Genomic DNA, 18,997 nt, shown 5'->3' with positions numbered 1-18,997 from the left:
TTGTGTAGAGCCATCGGCCCTCGCGGGTAAACCCGAAGGGCCGCTGCTTTGTTAGACTCGGGCTCTTTGTCACGCCACCGGAGCCCCCATGATCATCTCCACCACCAGCCAGCTCGAAGGCCGGCCAATCGCTGAGTACCTTGGCGTAGTCAGCTCCGAATCGGTGCAAGGCATCAACTTCGTGCGCGATTTCTTTGCACGCTTTCGCGACTTCTTCGGCGGCCGTTCACAGACGCTGGAGGGCGCGCTACGCCTTGCCCGCGAGCAGGCGACCGAGGAGCTGAAAGCCCGGGCACGGCAGTTGCAAGCCGATGCAGTGGTGGGTGTGGATTTCGAAATCAGCATGCCCTCAGTGCAAGGCGGCATGGTCGTAGTGTTCGCCACGGGCACCGCTGTGCGCCTGAAATAAAGGCATTGTGCCACTGGTCGGGTCCCGGCGTTTTGCCCGGGCAGTCCTTAAATGACCGGCTAGTCTCACTTTCACAGGCTGCGTTTTTCAGGCAAAACCCTTCCTTTGCCGACGCGGTCGCCACTGAAATGGAGACAGGGCATGAGCGAGTCCTTTTTCGAAGACATGAACGATGCGTTCCCCATCAACAGCCAGGTGCGCTGCGGTCAGGCAGCGTTTCGGCTGGGCTTTGCCCACATGACACTGGATGATTCGGAGCAGCTGCAACCGGCACATCTGCAGCGCAGCAAAAAGGGCCGCTTCACGCCGAGGGTCGCGCCGAGAAAGTGACCCCGTTCACATAACCCCGCACCTACCGCGGGGTTTTTTTATGCGTTGTTTGACCTTGCTCATGGTAACGCTCGGTTGTGCTCGCCGAATCGATGCCGCTGTGGTCTTCTGCCAGGGGATCTCAGCAAAGGAGCACCGCTGTATGCGGGTCAGGGAAGAAACTTACTGGCAGTGGGCCGACGCACAATTGCACTGCCGCAGCCACGATGAAGCGTTGAGCGATGGCACCACCATCGATGTGCAGGTACGCCTGTCTCGGCTGGGCGCCACGCAGCTGTTCCTGGGGCTGTACGGCCAGGGTGGCAAAGCGTTGCTGGAAGAGTACTACCCGGCACGCCCGGGTGAGACCATGACACGTGCCTTGGTATGGGGCGTGGAGCGGGCCAGGGCGCTGGCGACCGGCGCATTGGCGTTGCCGCAGCAGCAACGTCGGCAGGCATGAAAAAGCCCGGCCTATGCGGGCCGGGCTCAGAAAGTGGTGCGGCAACTCAATGAAGGGTCAGTTGAGCGGCTCGATCACCTTGACTGCCTGCCGCTCACGGGCGGCGGGCCATTCTTGTTGCAGGGTCTGCAGCACGCGGCCAACGAACTCGGTGTCGGCGGCAGCCTTCTTGCCGACGTAGCCCTGGCCACGGCGGTAGACCTTGAAGCGGGCACGCATGCTGGGCAGGTGCTCTTCGAATTCATCTTCTACGGTATTCGGCGGCAGGCGGTCGAGGCGCACTTCGCCGGTTTGGCTGACCCACAGCAAGTGGTCGTCGAGGCTGTCCTTGCGCATGGCGAACAGCTGGGCCAGTTGGTCAATTGTGGGATTGTTGTTCAAGTTCATCATAAAGCCCCCATTACCCGTTTTTGTTGGTGATTTTCACAGTTGGCGCTACAGCATGTAGCGCACTACCTAGGCTGCTACAGCAGCATCGCAACAGGGGCTTTCTCACGCTGCCTTTTGGACAGTTCCCTCTCCACGGATGGCCTGCGTTACCGCGCAGGCCATCTGGAACACCCTTGCCACCGCTCCCGATCGGGGAGACGGCTTCATCATGCCCAAGCGCGATGAATGGCGTCAACCGTTTTGTAGTGAATATTTTTGATCACTACATCTTGTCTGACAATCCTGCCTGGGTGTCTGTCAGCGGCCAATACGGGAGAGGATCCGGTAGGCTGCACGCACACGTTCTTCGTTGGGATAATTACGGTTTGCGAGAAGCACGATGGCCTTGCCTTCGGCCGGAATGAACGCGGCATAGGCACCAAAACCGCTTGTGGAACCGGTCTTGTTGTACCAGGCCTGGGGCAGGGCGGGGCGCGTCGGGGTAAGACGTTGCGTGGGCTGAGGCTCCCGAACCATCCGTGAGCTGTTGCCATCGACCAGCGTATCGAGCGCTGTGGGGTAGGGGTAGCGTTCCCATCCCAGGCCTTGGGTCATTGCGCCGACCTGGAAATAACCCGACTGGGTGATGGCTGCCGCGTTTCTCAACGCAGGCGATAGCTCGGCTGGCTGCATGTGCAGCCGCACGTAGCGCAGCAGGTCGCTGGCGCTGGTCTTGATTGCATAGGCCTGATCGGCATACGGGCCCGGGTTGACGTGCACCGCCCGGTTTTGCGCGTCATACCCTTGGGCATAGAGGCCCTGCGCGCTGGCAGGTACCTGAAGGTAGGTATGCTTCAGGCCCATTTGCGGCAACAGGCTTTTGCGCATCAGTTCAGCGAATGGCTGCTGCTGCGCGCGTGCCGCCAGGTCACCGAACAGCCCAAGGCTGGGGTTCGAATAGCAGCGTTGGGTGCCGTGTGCGGCACTGGGCTTCCAGGTTCGGAAGAACTCCAGCGCTTGCGCGTCAGTCTGCACAGTGTCAGGGAACTGCAGGGGCAGGCAGGCGGCGCTGTAAGCCCCCAGTTCGAGCACACTGGCCTTGCCCAGCGCCGTGCCGGCAAGCGCTGGCTGGTAGCGTTGGGCCGGGGCGTCGAGATCGAGCTTGCCTTCGGCGCTGGCCAGTGCGGCAAGGGTGGCGGTGTAGGTTTTGCTCAAGGAACCGATCTCGAACAGCGTATCGGCGGTGACAGCCCTGTCGTCGGCCTTGCTGGCCACGCCGTAGCTGAAGTAGTGCGCTTTGCCGTCGACGTACAGCCCTACGGCCATGCCGGCGATGTCCTGCTCCTGCATCAGTGGGTGGATGATGGCGTCCACCTGAGCCTGCAGCGGATCGGCTGCGTTTGCAGGGGCGGCAATCAAGGCCAGCGCGGCGGCGGCAGTCAGGGAAGCGAAGTGCATACGAAGATCCTTTCAGGCTGTGTCCGTTCAGCGACACCGATGGGGGTTCCGGCGTTAGCGGAATAAAGCCCGAAACCTTATCGTCTGCCCTTGCACAACGACAAGATGGAAACTGTTATGAGACATTTGCGCATGTTGTTCGACAACTTCACCCTGGCCCTGCTCGGGGTGGTGCTGATCGCCACCGTGCTGCCCTGTTCCGGCGATGGCGCGGTGTATTTCGGTTGGTTGACCAACCTGGCCATCGGTCTGCTGTTCTTCCTTCACGGTGCCAAACTGTCACGTGAGGCGATTATCGCCGGGGCGGGGCACTGGCGCCTGCACTTGTTGGTGTTCTCTTGCACCTTCGTGCTGTTCCCATTGCTTGGCCTGGCGTTCAAGCCACTGTTCGTGCCACTGGTGGGCAACGAGTTGTATCTGGGCGTGCTCTACCTGTGCGCTTTGCCGGCCACCGTGCAGTCGGCGATTGCCTTCACGTCGTTGGCCCGCGGCAACGTGCCGGCAGCCATTTGCAGTGCAGCGGCCTCCAGCCTGATCGGGATCTTCCTGACACCGCTGCTGGTGATGCTGTTGCTGGGGGCCGGAGGGGAAACCGGTTCGGGGCTGGACGCCGTGCTGAAAATCACCCTGCAACTGTTGGTACCCTTCGTCGCCGGGCAGATCGCGCGCCGCTGGATCGGGGCCTGGGTCAAGCGCAATGCGCGCTGGCTCAAACTGGTCGATCAGAGTTCGATCCTGCTGGTGGTCTACACCGCGTTCAGTGAGGCGGTGGTGACTGGCTTGTGGCACACCGTATCGCCACAGCATCTTGCAGGCTTGTTCGCCGTGTGCGGGATCTTGCTGGCGGTGGTGCTGTTCGGTACGCGCCTGCTGGGCAAGGTGCTGGGGTTCAGCCTTGAAGACCGCATCACCATTCTGTTTGCAGGGTCCAAGAAAAGCCTGGCTACGGGGGTGCCAATGGCGCAGGTGCTGTTCGTGGGCAGTGGCATCGGGGCCATGATCTTGCCGCTGATGCTGTTCCATCAGATTCAGTTGATGGTGTGTGCGGTGCTGGCGCAGCGGTATGCAAGCCGAGTGGAGGAAGGCGAGGCGGCTGCAGCTTCCTCGTGATGAGTCATCGATACCGGCCTGCGTGGGCCTGGCTCGGACCAGGCCGGTATCGACTAACGCGCCTGCCCCGAACTGCGCTGACGCAAGGCTTTGCTGACCTCGGCCTCGACCTTGTAGGCGGGCTCTTCCAGCGCCTGGTAGTTGCGCGTATAGCGCCGGGCGAATTCCTCTACCCCCAGTTCCTGATACTGCTGCACATGCTTGAGTTCATGCGCCCACAGGGCCACGTTGTCCTCGGCATCGCGGGCATGGCGGAAGATGATCGTGTCGATCAGCGTTACCGCGTTCACATCCGGGTTCTGCAGCAGGGCATTGGCAGCGCTGATCTGCTGCTCGTCGCCAACCCGAAAGCGCGCGGCATCGAGCACGGCGAAGTCATACCAGCCTTCGAGCTGGGCCCGTATGTGCAAGGGGATCGGTTCACTGCCGCTGGCGGTTGCCTCATCGCGCGCCTGGCGCAAGCCGAAGGCCAGGCTACTGGCGGCCATGACCTCGACGTCCTTGAGCACCTGGCCGGGGTCGATCGGCGCACAGAAGCAGCCCATCAGGCAGACTGGGTACTGCCCCGGTGGGCACACCTGTTCGGCAGAGGTCGCCGTGCTCAGCAACAGGGCGCACAGCAGGCTAGCCGCTCTCATTCAGAGCCCTTTCGACGTGGCTTCGGCTGGCCTCTAGAACTTGGCTTTGAACCGTCTCGCTAGCCAGCATCCGCCCGACCACCAGCGCCCCGACACATTGGCTGATCAGTACCCAGGCCAAGGCTTCATCCTCCAGTGTCTGGCTCCATGCACTGTGCAGGCTCACCAGCCAGTGCTCGGCTTCTTCACGTACCGGCCGTTCAGCGCGGGCGATTTCCACCCCCAGCGGCGGCAGCGGGCAGCCGCCCTCGGCATTGTGCAGATGCGCCAGGCTCAGGTACTGCTGCAGGCAGCGCGCCAAGCGCTCGCGGCTGGCGCCTTGGTTGGCCAGGCGTGCCAGCGGGCTGTTGCACAGCTCCTGGCGGACCACTTCGGTAAACAAGTCGTCCTTGGACGGGAAGTGGTTGTAGAAGGCACCGCCGGTCAGGCCGATGGCCTTCATCAGCCCGGCCACGCCAGTGCTGGCAAAACCACCACGTTTGGCCAGGGCGCCGCTGCTGGCAAGCAGCTTGTCACGGGTTTGTTGCTTGTGGTCGGTTGAGTAGCGCACTTGAAAGCCTCACGCGCGGCTTGACGATGGCGGTGATCATAACATAGCGTTCGTTTACTAAACGACCGTTCATCAATGGAGGCACGCATGGCAGAACAACGAAAAGTGGTGCTGGTGGTCGGTGCGGGGGATGCCACTGGCGGCGAAATCGCCAAGCGGTTTGCCCGTGAGGGGTATTTCGCCTGCGTCACTCGGCGCCAGGCCGACAAGCTGCAACCGCTGGTGGACGAGATCCGCGCTGCAGGCGGTCAGGCACGGGGTTTCGCCTCCGATGCGCGCAAGGAAGACGAGGTCGCTGAGCTGGTCGAGACCATCGAGCGCGACATTGGCCCGATCGAAGCCTTTGTTTTCAATATCGGCGCCAATGTGCCCTGCAGCATCCTTGACGAAACACCGCGCAAATACTTCAAGATCTGGGAAATGGCCTGCTTCGCAGGCTTTCTGACCGCCCAGGCGGTGGCCAGGCGCATGGTCGTGCGTGAGCGCGGCACAATCCTTTTCACTGGTGCCACCGCTGGCACCCGGGGCGCAGCCGGGTTTGCAGCCTTTGCCGGTGCCAAGCATGGCCTGCGGGCCTTGGCGCAAAGCATGGCGCGTGAGTTAGGGCCGCGCAATATCCACGTTGCCCATGTGGTAGTGGATGGCGGCATCGACACCGCGTTCATCCGCGACAGTTTCCCCGACCTTTACGCCCTCAAGGATCAGGACGGTGTTCTGGATCCGGTGCACATCGCCGACAACTACTGGTTCCTGCACGCGCAGCCCCGCGACGCCTGGACCTTCGAACTCGACCTGCGCCCGTGGATGGAGCGCTGGTAAGGCCTACCCTCAAAAGGAGTGCGTTGCATGAGCAAGACTGTGGAGTTTTTCTTCGACCTGGGTAGCCCCGCCAGCTATCTGGCCTGGACCCAGCTACCGGCACTGTGCGCCCGCCATGGCGCAACGTTGCAGTACCGGCCGATGTTGCTTGGCGGTGTGTTCCAGGCTACAGGCAACGCGTCGCCTGCGATGATCCCCGCCAAGGGGCGATACATGTTCACCGACCTGGGGCGGTTCGCCGCGCGCTATGGGGTGCCGTTCGGGCTCCCGCCTGGCTTCCCCATCAACACCTTGGCTTTGATGCGCGGCCTGGTAGGCACGCAGCTGCGCGCCCCGGAACGCTTCGAAACCTTGCTGGCGGCGCTGTTCAACGGGTTATGGGTTCAACGGCGCAACCTGGGGGATGCCGCCGTATTGGAGCAGGTGCTGGCAGATGCGGGGTTTAGCGCCGCTGAATTTCAGGTGCTGATTGGCGACGCAGAGGTGAAGGCCGCATTGAAACAGACGACAGAGGAGGCTGTGGAGCGAGGGGTGTTTGGCGCACCGACCTGTTTTGTCGACGGGCAGATGTACTTTGGCCAGGATCGTCTGGATTTCGTGGCCGATGCACTGAAGCGTTGAGCGCAGCGGGCTGTTCGCAGCGTCACACGCGAACAGCCCGGGCCATTGGCCCTTGAGTCAGAAGTTGGCCGGCGTGTTGGCGCTGATGATCTCCGCTTCGTCCTGACCAATGTTCTTGAAGCTGTGCGGCAGGGTGGTGGGGATGTAGTAACCATCGCCAGAGTTGAGAACGCTGACCTGGCCATCGACCCACAATTCCACGGTCCCTCGTGTGACCAGCCCGCATTCCTCGCCTTCGGCATGCACGATCGGTTCACCCGAATCGGCGCCTGGCGCATACAACTCACGCAGCATGCGCATCTGCCGTGCCTCGACGCTGGCACCGACCAGCAGCATGCGCAGGCCATTGCGACCCAGGTCAGGCTGCTCGCTGGCGCGAAACACGAAGCGCTCTTCTCGTACCGGCTCGTCGAAGCTGAAGAACTCTGCCAAGGTCATGGGGATGCCTTCGAGCAGTTTCTTCAGGGAACTGACCGACGGGCTGACGCGGTTTTGCTCGATCTGCGAGATGGTCGAGTTGGTCAGCCCGCTGCGGCGGGCCAGTTCGCGTTGGGAAAGGTTGTTGCGTTCACGCACCAGTTTGAGTCGTGTCCCCGTGTCCATAGCCGCCTTGTAATCAGAGGTGTTAAAAATAATTGGCGCATTAAAACACACTCTGCACGCGCGCGCGCTGTGCTTGTCAGGCCCGCGCGCGCGGCATCGGCCACAGCCCGACCAGCAGCAACAGCACAGCCACGACCAGGAAGGGCAGGCGCGGGTCGAGGGCGTAGATCAGTGTCCCGGCCAGCGGGCCGATCACCGCCCCCATGCCTTGAGCGGCACCGATGGAGCCGGCAGTGGCGCCCTGTTCTGCGGCGTTCATGGCATTGGCGGCGAGTGCCGAGAACGCCGGGAAAACAAAGCCCATGCCGGCGGCGGCGACAAAATAGCACCCCCATAGCCATGGGGCCGTGGTAGCCAGCGAGCCGGCGGCGAAGCCCAGTGCCGAAACGCTGGCGCCGACGCGGATCATCTTCAGCGGTGGCCACTCCAGCTGGCGCAGGATCACCTGTGACAGGATCAGTGCCACCCCGACGGTGGTCAGGGCGATGCCGGCGGCCTGGGCGGCCTCTGCCGGCCCCAGTTGCAGGCGGTCAAGGGCGAAGAAGCCGACGATGATCTGCGACACCGTCACGCTGAGCATCGCGGTGAAGGCCACCAGCAGCGGCCGGCGCAGGCGCGGGTCGCTCAGGTGCACCGGACTGGGCGTATGGCGATGTGCGAGGGGTTGCGGCTTGAGTTTGAACAGCAGGACCAGAAACGCGCTGGCAGGCAGCAGCGACATCACATGAAAGGGCAGGCTCAAGCTGTGCCGTGCCAGCAAGGCTGCCAGCGCCGGCCCCAATACCAGCCCTACAGCATTCGCTGCCCCCAGCGATGCCATGGCCCGGGCGCGCTGTTGTGGCCCGACATGGTCGGCGATCAGCGCATTGCAGCCCACCGGAATGGCCGCGTAGAAGGCGCCGATACAGCCGCGCGCGAGCATCAGGCCGACGAACGCCAAGGTAGCCCCTGGCAGCCAGCGCAAAGCGCCTTCGACGAACAGGCACAGCAGCCAGTACGCCAGCGTGAAGCCAGCACTGCCCAGCAACAGGATGCGACGGCGGCCCAGTCGATCAGCTGCGCGCCCCCATGGGCGGGCCAGCAGCACCCAGACCACACCCGATACGGTCACCGCTGCGCCGGCTTGCCAGGTGGCCATGCCGAGCAGGCGGGCGATGGGCCCGATCAAGGCGACGAAGGCCATCATCGCCATGGTGCAGGCCATGTTGGCCAGCAGCAACGGGCGCGTGTCCAGTGTGTTGGCGGGGGTCAGGATGGCAGGGTCCTTCGCGACATTCATCGGGCATTCCAGGGCAGTTGGGCAGACGGCGTGCAAATGGATGAGAACATTCATCGGTTGTCGGGGCTGCCCATGCACCACCTGCCGTCAGTCACTGCGGCGCAGCGGCCCTGGCCACATGCTACGCAATACCCCGTCCCGGCGCACCAGCGCATGCATCAGCGCGGCGCCCAGGTGCACCAGCACCGTAGCGAAAAGCAGGTAGCCGGCCCAGCCATGCGCCTGGCGCAGTATTGCGTACAGTTGCAGGTCGTGCGGGGCGATCGGGGGCAGTTGCAGTGGGCGAGGGTACCCGCCTGCCGAGAGCATGGCCCAACCCAACAGCGGCATTGCCAGCATCAACGCGTAGAGCAACAGGTGGGATGCGCCTGCAGCGACCCGCTGCAGCGCGGGCAGCTCCTGTGGCAGAGGGGGGTGGGGCAGGCTCAGGCGCAGGCCGATACGCACGATCACCAGAAGCAGCAGGGCCAGGCCCGTGGCCTTGTGCAACTCTACCAGCAGCGGGTGGCGCAACGAGAGGTCGCCCACCATGCTCACGCCAATGAACAGCATGGCGATGATCAGAACCGCCATCAGCCAATGCACCAGGCGGGCCAGGGGGTGGAAGGCTTCAGGTTTCATGGGCGGGCTCCTGCGCCGAGGGCTTCGCGGCTGCGGCGGTTGAAGGATTCCGAGTAGGCCGCCGAACGGGCAGCGAGGATCGGGTCATTGGAGGGCTGGATGCCGCTGGGCAGGATCAGCGGGTCGAAATTCACGTCACGGCAAGCGCCTTGCTCCGGTGCATCCACCTGTTCGATGACCAGGGTGCCGGCATCGACGCTGCGCCGCTCGGGGGGCCAGGGCTGGGCCGGGTCGTCCTGCGCATCGCCGGGGTCGGCCAATACCAGGCGCAGGTTCCAACGCAACGGGCCCTGGTTCAGGCGTTGCTGCAGGTCATGCTGCAGGAATTGCTTGTCGTCGACCTTGCCGGGCAAGGCCGCAAAAGGCGTTTGCGGCTCCAGTTGCCAACGCACTGGATGCGCAGCGCCACTGGCATCGATCAGGCGGAAAGCATTGATGCTGTGATACTGGGTGTTGGCAAAACTGTCGCTGGGTTTGTAGCTTGCGGCCCATTGGCGGAAGGCGGCGCTTTCCGGGTGGGCGGCAAAGAAGGCCTGCTGCTTTGCCGGGCCCGGCTTGCCGGTAGCAGGGTCGGGCGCGTTGGCCAGCACCTGGTCGTAAAACCCTTGTGGCGTGCTGATCGCCAGCACGGGCGGATTGTTCATCCCAGTGCGCCAGACCTGGCCGTCGTCGGTGCTCAGCTCAATGGCCAGGCTGCGCACCGGGACGCCGGTATCGGGGGCGAAGGGGTTGGCGCCACCGATGGCGAAACGGCCAATGACCGGTACGCGATCCTGGGTGAACGCGCGTGCTGTCGACAGCGCGGCGGCCTGGCCGCTGGGCTGGAAATAGCCGCTCACGCACAGGCCTTTGGCGTGGTTCTTGCGATAGCCGGGGTAGTGGCCGGCCTGGGCTTCGAAGGTGTCGATGATGCGTTGCGGGGTCAGCTCTGGCCCGCCGATCCAGCCTGCGGCGTAGGCAAAGCCTGCGCCCAAGGCCAGCATCACGGCGCCAATGCCGGCCAGGCGCAGGGCCTTGTCCGGGCCGTGCAAGGGTGAGTTCATGGTGTTCATCCGGTTCAGTGAAGATGCCGGTACGACGGGGCTGGGAAATATTTATTCCATGGGTGGGAATATATTTTGTGGCGGCGCGTCTGCCCCATACACTGACCACCCCCGAGCCGGTACCTTGCCATGCACGACCTGGACGAACAGCAGTGGCGCGAGTTGCTGCAGCGCCTGCGCCGCTTTGCCTTGTGGCTGAGCCGCGAACCGGGCAGCGCCGACGACCTGGTGCAGGCCACGGTGGAGCGAGCCCTTAGCCGCAGCACCCAGCAACGTGATGCCGATGCGCTGCGTGCCTGGTTGTTCACCATTCTTTACCGGCTGTTTCTTGACGGTAAACGCCGTGAGCGCCTGCACAACCGCTGGTTATCGTGGTTCGGCCGGGCGGAACAGGAAAGCGAAGCACTCGGCGGCAACATCGAAAGCATCGTTCTGGCCCAGGCCGACCTGCAAGCCTTCGCCCGGCTATCGACCGAGCAGCGTGCCTTGCTGCTGTTGGTGAGTGTCGAAGGGCTGAGCTACAAAGAGGCGGCCCAGACACTCGGCATCCCCATCGGCACGGTGATGTCGCGCCTGTCACGTGCCCGTGCCGCCCTGCGTGAACTGACCGAGGGCAACCCCCAGCCCCCGGCTCTGCGGAGACTGAAATGACGCGCCTGATACCCAGCGAAGACGAGTTGCATGCCTACGTTGATGACCGACTCGAGCCGACGCGGCGTGCCGAGGTGCAGGCCTGGCTGGCGGCCAACCCTCAGCAAGCAGCACGTATCGAAGCCTGGCGCAACGATGCTCGGCGCTTGCGCACGGCCCTGGCCGGTTTCGGTGATCAACCCGGGGCGGCGCAGTTGGATCTCGGCCACTTGCAACGGCGTGTGCGTCAACGGCGCCAGCGGCGCCTGGCGTCGGCTGCAGTGCTGCTGCTGGCCCTGGGCGTGGGCGGGGTAGGTGGTTGGCAGGCGCGGCAGGTCACGTTGGCAGGGAGCGCGTTGCCCATGGCCGATGCGGTCCAGGCGCATCGTTTGTTCGCCGGCAGTGAGGCGCTGGATATCCAGGCCAGTGACCCCACGCAGTTGCGCGACTGGCTGGGCAGGCATTTCAGCAGGGTGGGGCAATTGCCTGACTTGACCGGTTACGGGTTCCAGCCTGTGGGGGCACGATTGTTGAGCAATGAGCAGGGGCCTGCGGCGTTGCTGGTGTTCCAGGACCGCCAAGGGCAGCGCATCAGCCTGTTCCTGCGCTCACCTGGCGAGCGTTTCGAACGCATGCCGCAAGGGCAGCGTGTCGATGGCCAACTGGAGGCGAGGTACTGGTCGCATGGGGCCTACAACTTTGCCTTGGTCAGTGCGGCGGATGATGTGCGCGGGGCCGGGGTGGGGGAGGCCTTGCGTTCGGGCCTTTAGGGTTGGGTAAGCCCGGTCACGGGCCATTGAGCAACGTGTGCGCTGGAGTAACAGCCTTACCCAATTTCTGGAAGTTGACGCAACTTCTGTGAGAGCGGTTGGCCCGGAAACTCGTTGGTCTTGCCGGTTAGTCGGTCGCTGGCAGGGCGGGCCTCATCGCCGGCAAGCCGGCTCCCACTAAAAGAATCGCCCGCATCGCGCCAAGCCGGTCAGCTCAACTCCAGCCAGATCGGCGCATGGTCGGAGGGTTTTTCCATCGCGCGCAGCTCATAGTCCACGCCCGCTGCCTTGATCCGCGGCACCAGGTGCTGCGAAGCCATGATCAGGTCGATGCGCAGGCCACGCTTGGGGTCGTCCTCGAAGCCGCGGCTACGGTAGTCGAACCAACTGAAGCGGTCCGTTACCTCGGGATGCAGGTGGCGGAAACTGTCCACCAGCCCCCAGCCCTTGAGGCGCTCCATCCACTCGCGCTCCTCGGGGAGGAAGCTGCACTTGCCTGTTTTCAACCAGCGCTTGGCGTTGTCAGGGCCGATACCGATGTCGCAGTCCTGGGGCGAGATGTTCATGTCGCCCATCACCAGCACGGGCTGGTCGTGCTTGAACTGCCCCTCCAGCAACGCCTGCAGGTCGCTGTAGAAACGCTGCTTGGCCGGGAATTTGGTGGGGTGGTCGCGGCTTTCGCCCTGCGGGAAGTAACCATTCATGATGGTGATCGGTGTGCCATTGGCATCAGCGAACGTACCCCAGATGAAACGGCGCTGCGCGTCTTCTTCGTCCGTGGCGAAGCCTTTGAACAGGCTCAGCGGCGCCTGGCGCGAAAGCAGGGCAACGCCGTAGTGGCCTTTTTGCCCGTGGTAGTGCACGTGATAGCCCAAGGCCTGAACGTCGGCCAAGGGAAACTGATCGTCGCTGACCTTGGTTTCCTGCAGGCCGATCACGTCCGGCTGGTGCTTTTCGATCAGGGCCGCCAGCTGGTGCGGGCGGGCCCGCAGGCCGTTGATGTTGAAACAGACGATCTTCATGGAAAGACAATCCCGGTAAAAGGCCGGATGCTAGCCGACATCGCCCCTGATCACCAGCGTGGCGGCTTCGCCGAGGCGCTGCTAACGTGCACTCACGGGGGGAACGATGCGCCGCCGGGCTCCTCCAAGGCACTGTATGCCCACTCCAGGAGGTCTGCCCGCAATGCCCGAAGCCACCGCCGCCCAGGCTCGCGTCTGCACACTCGATGATGGCTACAGCCGTGAGGCCCGCTCACTGCTGTACAACGCTTATCTGAACGAGCCCACCTTCGCCTACATCTTCGAGGCCCAGCGCCCTGGCTACGAACGACGGTTGCGCGTGATGGTGCGCGAGTGGGTTCGTCAGCATTTCTACCTGCAGTTGCCGGCCATTGGCCTGTTGCTGGATGACCGCCTGATCGCATTGGCACTGATCGTGCCGCCGCAGCGCCGCCTGGGCGTGGCCGACAGCTGGGCCTGGCGCCTGCGCATGCTGCTGGGCACCGGGCAACGCTGCACGCGACGTTACATGGAGTACCAGGCAGCGCTGGTCGGCTGCCTGCCAACACCGCAGGTTCACATGTTGCCGCTTCTGGGTGTGCATCCGGCGTTTCGCGGTCAGCACTACGGCGAACAATTGTTACAAGCCGTGCACGACTGGTGTGCAGAAGACCCCAACACTCAAGGCGTGGTGCTGGATTCGGGTAACGAGCATTACCTACCGTTCTATGAGCGCCAGGGGTATCAGGAGATTGGCGAGGTGGCTGTAGGGCCAATCCGTGAACGGGTGTTTTTTCATCCCTGTCCGGTACCTTCAGTTTCCCCGACTGCTTGAAAGCTTGCCAGGCGGCTCCCTTGAGCGCCTGGCTCTGGTAGCATGCGCCGCATGACGTATTCAGGAAGACTGACTTGGGGCCTGGTTTTCTGGGTTGCCAGTTTCACAGCATGGGGGCAGAGCGAATTGCTGGTGCAGGTAAAACCTGCCAACAAGGCGCTCAAAGCCAATGTCGAAGGCTATGTAGGTACCCTTGGGGACCGCGATGAAGAGGCGCTGTTGCGCTTCAGTCGCGGGGCTCAGGAGCAGGCGCGAAAAGCGGCGCAAGCGCTGGGTTACTACCAGGCGCAGATCGATAGCGAGGTCAGGCCTTCTGCCAGGGCTGACGAACCTGCGAAGCTGATCCTTCATATCGAACCGGGCGAGCCTGTGCGCCTGCGCAACGTGACCGTGCGCATCGAGGGGCCTGCCAGCGAGATGAAGGCGATTCGCGTACCTGACAGCAAAGCCCTGCGCGCTGGTGAGCAACTCAACCATGGGCATTACGAGGATGCCAAGCGGCTGATCCAGAACCAGGCCTCACGCTACGGCTTCTTCAGCGGGCATTTCACCCGCCAGCGCCTGGCCGTCGACCCGCAGGCCGGGGTGGCCGATATCGAACTGGTGTATCAGAGCGGCCCACGCTATCGCTTGGGGGCGGTCAGGTTCAGTGGCGATACCCCGCTGGACGAAGACCTGCTGCAGCGGATGGTGTCGTTCAAACCAGGCACGCCCTACGACTCCGAGTTGATCGCGGAACTGAACAATGACCTGCAGTCCAGCGGTTACTTCGAAGGTGTAAGGGTCGATGCCGCGCCCACTGCCGCGGTGGCCGAGCAAATTCCTGTAGACGTACGCCTCGATACCCGCAAGCCGCGGACCATGGGCCTTGGTCTGGGCTTTTCGACGGATGTCGGGCCGCGCGGCAAAGCCAATTGGACGCGCCACTGGGTCAACGCCCAAGGCCATAGCTACGGCTGGGAGACAGAGCTTTCTGCCCCCCGGCAAAACGTCGGGCTGTGGTACGACGTGCCTCTTGACCCACCCCTGACCGACAAGTTGCGTTTCGCTGGCGGCTATCAGAATGAAGAGATCGCCGGCACAGACACACTCAGCAAGCTGCTGACCGTGGGGCCCGAATGGCACAGCAAGCTGCCCAGTGGCTGGCAGCGCGTGATCTCGCTCAAGTACCAGCGTGAAGAGTATCGCCTTGGCGACGATTCAGGCCTGAGCAACCTGCTCATGCCGGGCGTTAGTTTCTCTTACTTGCGCAGCGACAACCGCATTGACCCGCACAACGGCTACCGCCTGCAATTCGATACCCAGGTGGCCAAGGAAGGGCTGGTGTCCGACACCAACCTGTTGCATGGCAACGTACTGCTCAAGGGCCTGACCACGCTCGGGCACAACCACCGCTTGCTCGGCAGGTTGCAGTTTGGAGGCAGCGCCACCAACGGTTACAAGAACAACATCCCGCCCTCGCTGCGCTTCTTCGCCGGTGGCGATCAGAGCGTGCGCGGCTACGACTATCAGACGCTGTCGCCTAAGAATAGCGACGGCGACCGTATCGGTGGCCGTTATCTGCTCGCTGGCAGCGTCGAATACCAGTATTCGCTGACCGAGAAGTGGCGTGTGGCGACATTCGTCGACCAGGGTAATTCGTTCAACACGCTGGAGCTGCCGAGCCTCAAGACCGGGGTCGGTTTCGGCGTGCGCTGGGTTTCGCCGGTCGGGCCATTGCGCCTCGACCTGGCCAAGGCCCTCGATGACGACGGTGGTATCCGCCTGCATTTCTCCATGGGGCCAGAGCTGTGATGCGTGTGTTCAAATTCATTCTGCTGGGCCTGCTCGGCAGCGTGTTGCTGGTTGTTCTGGCGCTGGGGGCATTACTGGCCACCGAAGGTGGCAGCCGTTGGGTACTCGGGCGCGTGCCAGGTTTGCAGGTCAGTGATTTCCAAGGGCACCTTGCAGGCCGCTGGCAGGCGAGCCAGTTGACCTGGGTTGACGGCGGCAACCGCGTCGACGTGCAAGCTCCGCTGCTGAACTGGACGCCCGGCTGTTTGTTGCGGGCAACGCTGTGCATCGATCAACTGCATGCCCAGCGGATCGACATGGTATTCGCGCCGAGCGATCAACCTGCCGACAGCGGGCCGCTGCAGTTACCGGTTTTGCGGCTGCCGGTGGCCATCGAGCTGGGGGATGTCAAGGTTGGCCAGGTGCGCCTCGATGGCAGCGACCTGCTCGGCGATCTGCACCTGGCGGCGCACTGGACTGCCACAGGGCTGAAGATCGACAGCCTGCAACTGCAGCGCGACGACCTGCACGTGAATGTGCAGGGCGATCTGCAGCCCGAGGGTGACTGGCCGGTGCAACTGCAGGGGCAGGTGCAACTGCCAGCCGTGCAAGGGCAGGCCTGGCAACTGGCACTTACCGCCAAGGGCGAGTTGCAGAAAACCCTCGAACTGGATGCGACCAGCAGCGGCTATCTCAACGCGCGTCTGACCGGTGAGTTGCAGGCACTGGCCGAGCACTTGCCAGCCAGGTTGCAACTGCGCTCCGATGCCTTCAAGCCCGCGCAGACGCTACCGGATACGCTGCAGCTCAACCAGCTCAAGCTCGACGCCGAGGGCGATCTGCTCAAGGGGTATCAGGTGTCTGGTAGCGCCAGCCTGCCGGCCGAACAGGCACCGATCGCCTTGCTGCTCAACGGCAAGGTAGATGCCAAAGGGGCGCACATCCAGGCGTTGGACCTTGCTGCAAGCGACGCCCAGCACCTGAAGCTGCAGGCCAGCGCCGACTGGCAGCAAGGCCTGGCGGCCAATGCCCAGCTCGATTGGCAGGATTTCCCTTGGCTGCGTTTGTACCCATTGGACACGCCGCCAGAGGTCACGCTCAAGCGCTTGAACGCGCATGTGCAATACCGCGATGGCAGTTACCAGGGGACTTTCAATGGCGACCTCGACGGCCCGGCTGGGGCCTTTACCCTGGCCAGCCCCTTCGAGGGTGACCTTGGCCAGGTGCGCCTGCCGCAGTTGGCCCTGACTGCCGGGCAAGGCAAAGCTGCCGGCAGTGTCGCGGTGCGCTTTGCCGATACCTTGGCCTGGGACGTTGACCTGCAACTGTCGGCACTCGACCCTGCCTACTGGCTCGCCGAACTGCCCGGCACCTTGGCCGGCCCGTTGCGCAGCAAAGGTGAAATGAAGGGTGAGCAGCTCAGCCTCGATGCCCAGCTTGACCTGAAGGGGCGCCTGCGTGGCCAGCCGGCAATGCTCAAGGTACAGGCCGAAGGCGCCGGCCAGCGCTGGACCCTCGGTACGCTGGCCGTGCAGTTGGGCGACAACCGCATCAACGGCAGTGGCAGCCTGCAACAGCGCCTGGCCGGGCGTGTCGACCTCGACCTGCCCCGGCTCGGGCAACTGTGGCCCGGGCTGCAAGGCCAGGTAAAAGGGCGGCTGGATGCCAGCGGCACGCTCAGCGCTCCCCAAGGTACCCTGACCCTGCAAGGCCAGCAGGTGGCGCAGGAGCAGAACCGTATCCAGCGTCTTGACCTCAGTGCACGCCTGGACAACGCCCAGCGTGGGCTGGTCGATCTCAAGGCCAGTGGCATCCGCCTGGGCGATACGGTGCTGGGCACCTTGCAGGCCAACGGCAAGGGCGATATCCGCCAGCAAGCCCTGACCCTGGGGCTCGATGGCCCGCTGCTGAAGCTTGACCTGGGGCTCGACGGCCAGTTGAGCAAGGGCGACTGGCGTGGGCGGCTGGCCAGCGGCAGAGTCCAGGCCGGTGGCCAGGACTGGCAATTGCAGGCGCCGGCTCGCCTGCAGCGCCTGGCCAGCGGCCAACTGGACTTCGGCGCCCACTGCTGGCGCTCCGGTCAGGCCAGCCTGTGTGGCGAGGACCAACGCCTGGCACCGGAGCCGCGCCTGCGTTATCACCTCAAACAGTTCCCGCTGGACAGCCTGGCTCAATGGTTGCCGAAGGATTTCGCCTGGCAGGGGCTGCTCAACGCTGACGTCAATCTGGACATCCCGGCCAGCGGCCCCAAGGGGACCGTGCGCGTCGATGCCAGCGGCGGCACGCTGAGGGTGCGGGACAATGGGCGCTGGATCGACTTCCCTTACCAGGCGCTGCGCCTGGACAGCACCCTGGCGCCTCGGCGCATCGATACGCAGCTGAATTTCCGTGGCGAGCGCCTTGGCGAGTTGCGCCTGAACGCCCGTCTCGACCCGCTGGGCAAGGACAAGCCATTGTCGGGTGACTTCCGCCTCGCCGGCCTGGACCTGTCGGTTGCCCGGCCTTTCGTACCGATGGTCGAGCGGCTGGCAGGCCAATTGAATGGCAGTGGCCAGTTGTCCGGCACCTTGCTGGCGCCCCAACTCAACGGCAACCTGATGCTCAGTGGTGGCGAGGTCAGTGGTGCTGAGTTGCCCGTCAGCATGCAGGACCTGTCGCTGCAAGCCTTGATCGCTGGCGAGCAGGTTCAGCTGAACGGTGGCTGGCGCAGTGGCGAGGCGGGCCGTGGCCGGCTGAGCGGCGACCTGACCTGGGGCCAGGCCCTGGGCATGAACCTGCGCCTGCAGGGCCAGCAGTTGCCGGTGACCGTAGAACCCTATGCAACGCTTGAAGTCGCGCCCGATTTGAACCTGCGCCTGATCGACGACAAACTGGCGGTGTCCGGCAAGGTGCAGGTGCCCAAGGGCAAGATCACGGTGCGCGAGCTGCCGCCATCGACCGTGAAGGTATCCGACGACACGGTCATCGTCGGCCACCAGACCGAGGAAGGCAAAACGCCGATAGCGATGGCCATGGACATAGATGTCGAAGTGGGGCAGGACAAACTGTCGTTCAGCGGGTTTGGGCTTACCGCCAACTTGCTCGGCCATGTACACATCGGCGATAACATGGACACCCGTGGTGAGTTGAGCCTGGCTGACGGACGTTACCGCGCCTATGGTCAGCGCCTGACCATCCGCCGAGCGCGCTTGCTGTTCGCCGGGCCCATCGACCAGCCCTACCTGGACATCGAGGCCATCCGCCAAGTCGATGACGTGATCGCCGGTATCCGCCTGAGCGGGAGTGCCGAGCAGCCTACTACCCAAGTGTTCTCGGAACCGGCGATGAGCCAGGAACAGGCGCTGTCCTACCTGGTGCTGGGCCGCCCGCTGGGCACGTCGGGCGAGGACAACAACATGTTGGCCGAGGCGGCCCTGGGCCTGGGCCTGGCGGGCAGCGCAGGGGTTACCGGCAGCATCGCGTCCAGCCTGGGGATTGACGACTTCCAGCTGGACACCGAGGGCTCGGGCAATACCACCAGTGTGGTGGCCAGCGGCAACCTGACCGAGAAGCTGAGCCTGCGATATGGGGTAGGGGTGTTCGAGCCGGCCAATACCATTGCGTTGCGCTACAAACTGAGCAAGAGGGTTTACCTTGAGGCGGCGAGCGGCCTGGCCAGTTCGCTGGATATTTTCTATAAGCGCGACTTCTGAAGGG

The 18,997-nt window shown here is 63.7% G+C and carries 20 protein-coding genes; 11 read left to right on the top strand and 9 right to left on the bottom strand.

From position 1 onward, the window contains the following. The first annotated feature begins 88 nt into the window (after positions 1-88). The 3 genes from ACIPZC_RS04015 to ACIPZC_RS04005 all read left to right on the top strand — a co-directional run bounded on the left by ACIPZC_RS04015 (position 89) and on the right by ACIPZC_RS04005 (position 1,181). Entirely contained in the window at positions 89-409 is a 321-nt protein-coding gene (locus ACIPZC_RS04015) for a YbjQ family protein (RefSeq protein WP_012314237.1), read from the top strand. A gap of 141 nt (positions 410-550) precedes the next feature. Continuing rightward, positions 551-739 carry a hypothetical protein gene (locus ACIPZC_RS04010; RefSeq protein ID WP_012314238.1) on the top strand — a complete coding sequence of 63 codons (189 nt, stop codon included), beginning with the start codon at positions 551-553 and terminating at the stop codon, positions 737-739. Between the two features lie 142 nt (positions 740-881). Continuing rightward, complete coding sequence (locus ACIPZC_RS04005; protein ID WP_241805809.1) at positions 882-1,181, top strand: hypothetical protein; 300 nt, start codon at positions 882-884, stop codon at positions 1,179-1,181. A gap of 57 nt (positions 1,182-1,238) precedes the next feature. On the opposite strand, the gene ACIPZC_RS04000 is transcribed toward ACIPZC_RS04005, so the two are convergent. After that, entirely contained in the window at positions 1,239-1,571 is a 333-nt protein-coding gene (locus ACIPZC_RS04000) for a hypothetical protein (RefSeq protein WP_241805808.1), read from the bottom strand. 297 nt (positions 1,572-1,868) lie between these two features. Then, positions 1,869-3,008, bottom strand: coding sequence for a class C beta-lactamase (ampC, locus tag ACIPZC_RS03995; protein WP_400624976.1), 1,140 nt, complete (start codon positions 3,006-3,008; stop codon positions 1,869-1,871). Between the two features lie 117 nt (positions 3,009-3,125). Between ampC and ACIPZC_RS03990 the strand changes: the two genes are divergently transcribed. Further along, positions 3,126-4,118: a bile acid:sodium symporter family protein gene (locus ACIPZC_RS03990; protein ID WP_400624974.1), complete on the top strand. Its 993-nt coding sequence runs from the start codon at positions 3,126-3,128 to the stop codon at positions 4,116-4,118. 53 nt (positions 4,119-4,171) lie between these two features. Here the strand turns inward: ACIPZC_RS03990 and ACIPZC_RS03985 are convergent, their stop codons facing one another. Together ACIPZC_RS03985 and ACIPZC_RS03980 are read right to left on the bottom strand one after the other, a co-directional pair. Further along, complete coding sequence (locus tag ACIPZC_RS03985) at positions 4,172-4,756, bottom strand: DUF4157 domain-containing protein (protein WP_400624972.1); 585 nt, start codon at positions 4,754-4,756, stop codon at positions 4,172-4,174. Beyond that, entirely contained in the window at positions 4,743-5,306 is a 564-nt protein-coding gene (locus tag ACIPZC_RS03980; RefSeq protein ID WP_241805804.1) for a TetR/AcrR family transcriptional regulator, read from the bottom strand. The genes ACIPZC_RS03985 and ACIPZC_RS03980 overlap by 14 nt, the downstream gene beginning before the upstream one ends. 87 nt (positions 5,307-5,393) lie before the next feature. Between ACIPZC_RS03980 and ACIPZC_RS03975 the strand changes: the two genes are divergently transcribed. Both ACIPZC_RS03975 and ACIPZC_RS03970 read left to right on the top strand, forming a co-directional pair. Beyond that, positions 5,394-6,125, top strand: a complete 732-nt coding sequence (locus ACIPZC_RS03975; protein WP_400624970.1) for an SDR family oxidoreductase — start codon at positions 5,394-5,396, stop codon at positions 6,123-6,125. A 27-nt stretch (positions 6,126-6,152) separates the two neighbouring features. Next, the gene (locus ACIPZC_RS03970) at positions 6,153-6,746 is read left to right on the top strand and encodes a 2-hydroxychromene-2-carboxylate isomerase (RefSeq protein ID WP_241805802.1); all 594 of its coding nucleotides are present in this window, start codon (positions 6,153-6,155) and stop codon (positions 6,744-6,746) included. A 57-nt stretch (positions 6,747-6,803) separates the two neighbouring features. On the opposite strand, the gene ACIPZC_RS03965 is transcribed toward ACIPZC_RS03970, so the two are convergent. From ACIPZC_RS03965 to ACIPZC_RS03950, 4 genes are all read right to left on the bottom strand, one after another. Beyond that, a complete protein-coding gene (locus tag ACIPZC_RS03965; protein WP_012314247.1) occupies positions 6,804-7,349 on the bottom strand; it encodes a cupin domain-containing protein in 546 nt (181 codons plus the stop codon). Between the two features lie 76 nt (positions 7,350-7,425). Beyond that, complete coding sequence (locus tag ACIPZC_RS03960; protein ID WP_400624968.1) at positions 7,426-8,628, bottom strand: MFS transporter; 1,203 nt, start codon at positions 8,626-8,628, stop codon at positions 7,426-7,428. An 87-nt stretch (positions 8,629-8,715) separates the two neighbouring features. After that, entirely contained in the window at positions 8,716-9,249 is a 534-nt protein-coding gene (locus tag ACIPZC_RS03955; RefSeq protein ID WP_400624966.1) for a cytochrome b, read from the bottom strand. Then, the gene (locus ACIPZC_RS03950; protein ID WP_400624964.1) at positions 9,246-10,292 is read right to left on the bottom strand and encodes a catalase family peroxidase; all 1,047 of its coding nucleotides are present in this window, start codon (positions 10,290-10,292) and stop codon (positions 9,246-9,248) included. Before ACIPZC_RS03950 ends, ACIPZC_RS03955 begins: the two co-directional genes overlap by 4 nt. Positions 10,293-10,421: 129 nt before the next feature. Between ACIPZC_RS03950 and ACIPZC_RS03945 the strand changes: the two genes are divergently transcribed. Both ACIPZC_RS03945 and ACIPZC_RS03940 read left to right on the top strand, forming a co-directional pair. Further along, a complete protein-coding gene (locus ACIPZC_RS03945; RefSeq protein ID WP_241805798.1) occupies positions 10,422-10,943 on the top strand; it encodes a sigma-70 family RNA polymerase sigma factor in 522 nt (173 codons plus the stop codon). Beyond that, on the top strand, positions 10,940-11,692 hold the full coding sequence (locus ACIPZC_RS03940; RefSeq protein WP_241805797.1) for an anti-sigma factor: 753 nt from the start codon (positions 10,940-10,942) through the stop codon (positions 11,690-11,692). The genes ACIPZC_RS03945 and ACIPZC_RS03940 overlap by 4 nt, the downstream gene beginning before the upstream one ends. A gap of 209 nt (positions 11,693-11,901) precedes the next feature. Here the strand turns inward: ACIPZC_RS03940 and xthA are convergent, their stop codons facing one another. Beyond that, positions 11,902-12,714, bottom strand: a complete 813-nt coding sequence (xthA, locus tag ACIPZC_RS03935; RefSeq protein WP_400624962.1) for an exodeoxyribonuclease III — start codon at positions 12,712-12,714, stop codon at positions 11,902-11,904. A 163-nt stretch (positions 12,715-12,877) separates the two neighbouring features. Between xthA and ACIPZC_RS03930 the strand changes: the two genes are divergently transcribed. The 3 genes from ACIPZC_RS03930 to ACIPZC_RS03920 are packed head-to-tail and all read left to right on the top strand — an operon-like array spanning position 12,878 to position 18,993. Then, a complete protein-coding gene (locus tag ACIPZC_RS03930) occupies positions 12,878-13,528 on the top strand; it encodes a GNAT family N-acetyltransferase (protein ID WP_400624960.1) in 651 nt (216 codons plus the stop codon). A gap of 51 nt (positions 13,529-13,579) precedes the next feature. Continuing rightward, positions 13,580-15,322, top strand: coding sequence for an autotransporter assembly complex family protein (locus ACIPZC_RS03925; protein ID WP_400625777.1), 1,743 nt, complete (start codon positions 13,580-13,582; stop codon positions 15,320-15,322). After that, positions 15,319-18,993: a translocation/assembly module TamB domain-containing protein gene (locus ACIPZC_RS03920; RefSeq protein WP_400624958.1), complete on the top strand. Its 3,675-nt coding sequence runs from the start codon at positions 15,319-15,321 to the stop codon at positions 18,991-18,993. The genes ACIPZC_RS03925 and ACIPZC_RS03920 overlap by 4 nt, the downstream gene beginning before the upstream one ends. Positions 18,994-18,997 lie beyond the last annotated feature (4 nt).

Origin of the sequence: Pseudomonas sp. NPDC089743, from assembly GCF_044748785.1 — a bacterium.
In the GTDB taxonomy this organism is placed as follows: domain Bacteria; phylum Pseudomonadota; class Gammaproteobacteria; order Pseudomonadales; family Pseudomonadaceae; genus Aquipseudomonas; species Aquipseudomonas putida_X.
Note: the sequence above shows the minus strand (reverse complement) of the source record. Positions and strands in the feature narration are given on the sequence as shown.

Bases quoted from the DNA above. Each gene is read 5' to 3' on its own strand.
- ACIPZC_RS03990 (WP_400624974.1), top strand. From the start codon at position 3,126: ATGAGACATTTGCGCATGTTGTTCGACAACTTCACCCTGGCCCTGCTC.
- ACIPZC_RS03965 (WP_012314247.1), bottom strand. From the start codon at position 7,349: ATGGACACGGGGACACGACTCAAACTGGTGCGTGAACGCAACAACCTT.
- ACIPZC_RS04000 (WP_241805808.1), bottom strand. From the start codon at position 1,571: ATGATGAACTTGAACAACAATCCCACAATTGACCAACTGGCCCAGCTG.
- ACIPZC_RS03950 (WP_400624964.1), bottom strand. From the start codon at position 10,292: ATGAACTCACCCTTGCACGGCCCGGACAAGGCCCTGCGCCTGGCCGGC.
- ACIPZC_RS03970 (WP_241805802.1), top strand. From the start codon at position 6,153: ATGAGCAAGACTGTGGAGTTTTTCTTCGACCTGGGTAGCCCCGCCAGC.
- ACIPZC_RS04010 (WP_012314238.1), top strand. From the start codon at position 551: ATGAGCGAGTCCTTTTTCGAAGACATGAACGATGCGTTCCCCATCAAC.
- ACIPZC_RS03930 (WP_400624960.1), top strand. From the start codon at position 12,878: ATGCCCGAAGCCACCGCCGCCCAGGCTCGCGTCTGCACACTCGATGAT.
- ACIPZC_RS03975 (WP_400624970.1), top strand. From the start codon at position 5,394: ATGGCAGAACAACGAAAAGTGGTGCTGGTGGTCGGTGCGGGGGATGCC.
- ACIPZC_RS03955 (WP_400624966.1), bottom strand. From the start codon at position 9,249: ATGAAACCTGAAGCCTTCCACCCCCTGGCCCGCCTGGTGCATTGGCTG.
- ACIPZC_RS03940 (WP_241805797.1), top strand. From the start codon at position 10,940: ATGACGCGCCTGATACCCAGCGAAGACGAGTTGCATGCCTACGTTGAT.
- ACIPZC_RS03945 (WP_241805798.1), top strand. From the start codon at position 10,422: ATGCACGACCTGGACGAACAGCAGTGGCGCGAGTTGCTGCAGCGCCTG.
- ACIPZC_RS04005 (WP_241805809.1), top strand. From the start codon at position 882: ATGCGGGTCAGGGAAGAAACTTACTGGCAGTGGGCCGACGCACAATTG.
- xthA (WP_400624962.1), bottom strand. From the start codon at position 12,714: ATGAAGATCGTCTGTTTCAACATCAACGGCCTGCGGGCCCGCCCGCAC.
- ACIPZC_RS04015 (WP_012314237.1), top strand. From the start codon at position 89: ATGATCATCTCCACCACCAGCCAGCTCGAAGGCCGGCCAATCGCTGAG.
- ACIPZC_RS03960 (WP_400624968.1), bottom strand. From the start codon at position 8,628: ATGAATGTCGCGAAGGACCCTGCCATCCTGACCCCCGCCAACACACTG.
- ACIPZC_RS03985 (WP_400624972.1), bottom strand. From the start codon at position 4,756: ATGAGAGCGGCTAGCCTGCTGTGCGCCCTGTTGCTGAGCACGGCGACC.
- ampC (WP_400624976.1), bottom strand. From the start codon at position 3,008: ATGCACTTCGCTTCCCTGACTGCCGCCGCCGCGCTGGCCTTGATTGCC.
- ACIPZC_RS03925 (WP_400625777.1), top strand. From the start codon at position 13,580: ATGACGTATTCAGGAAGACTGACTTGGGGCCTGGTTTTCTGGGTTGCC.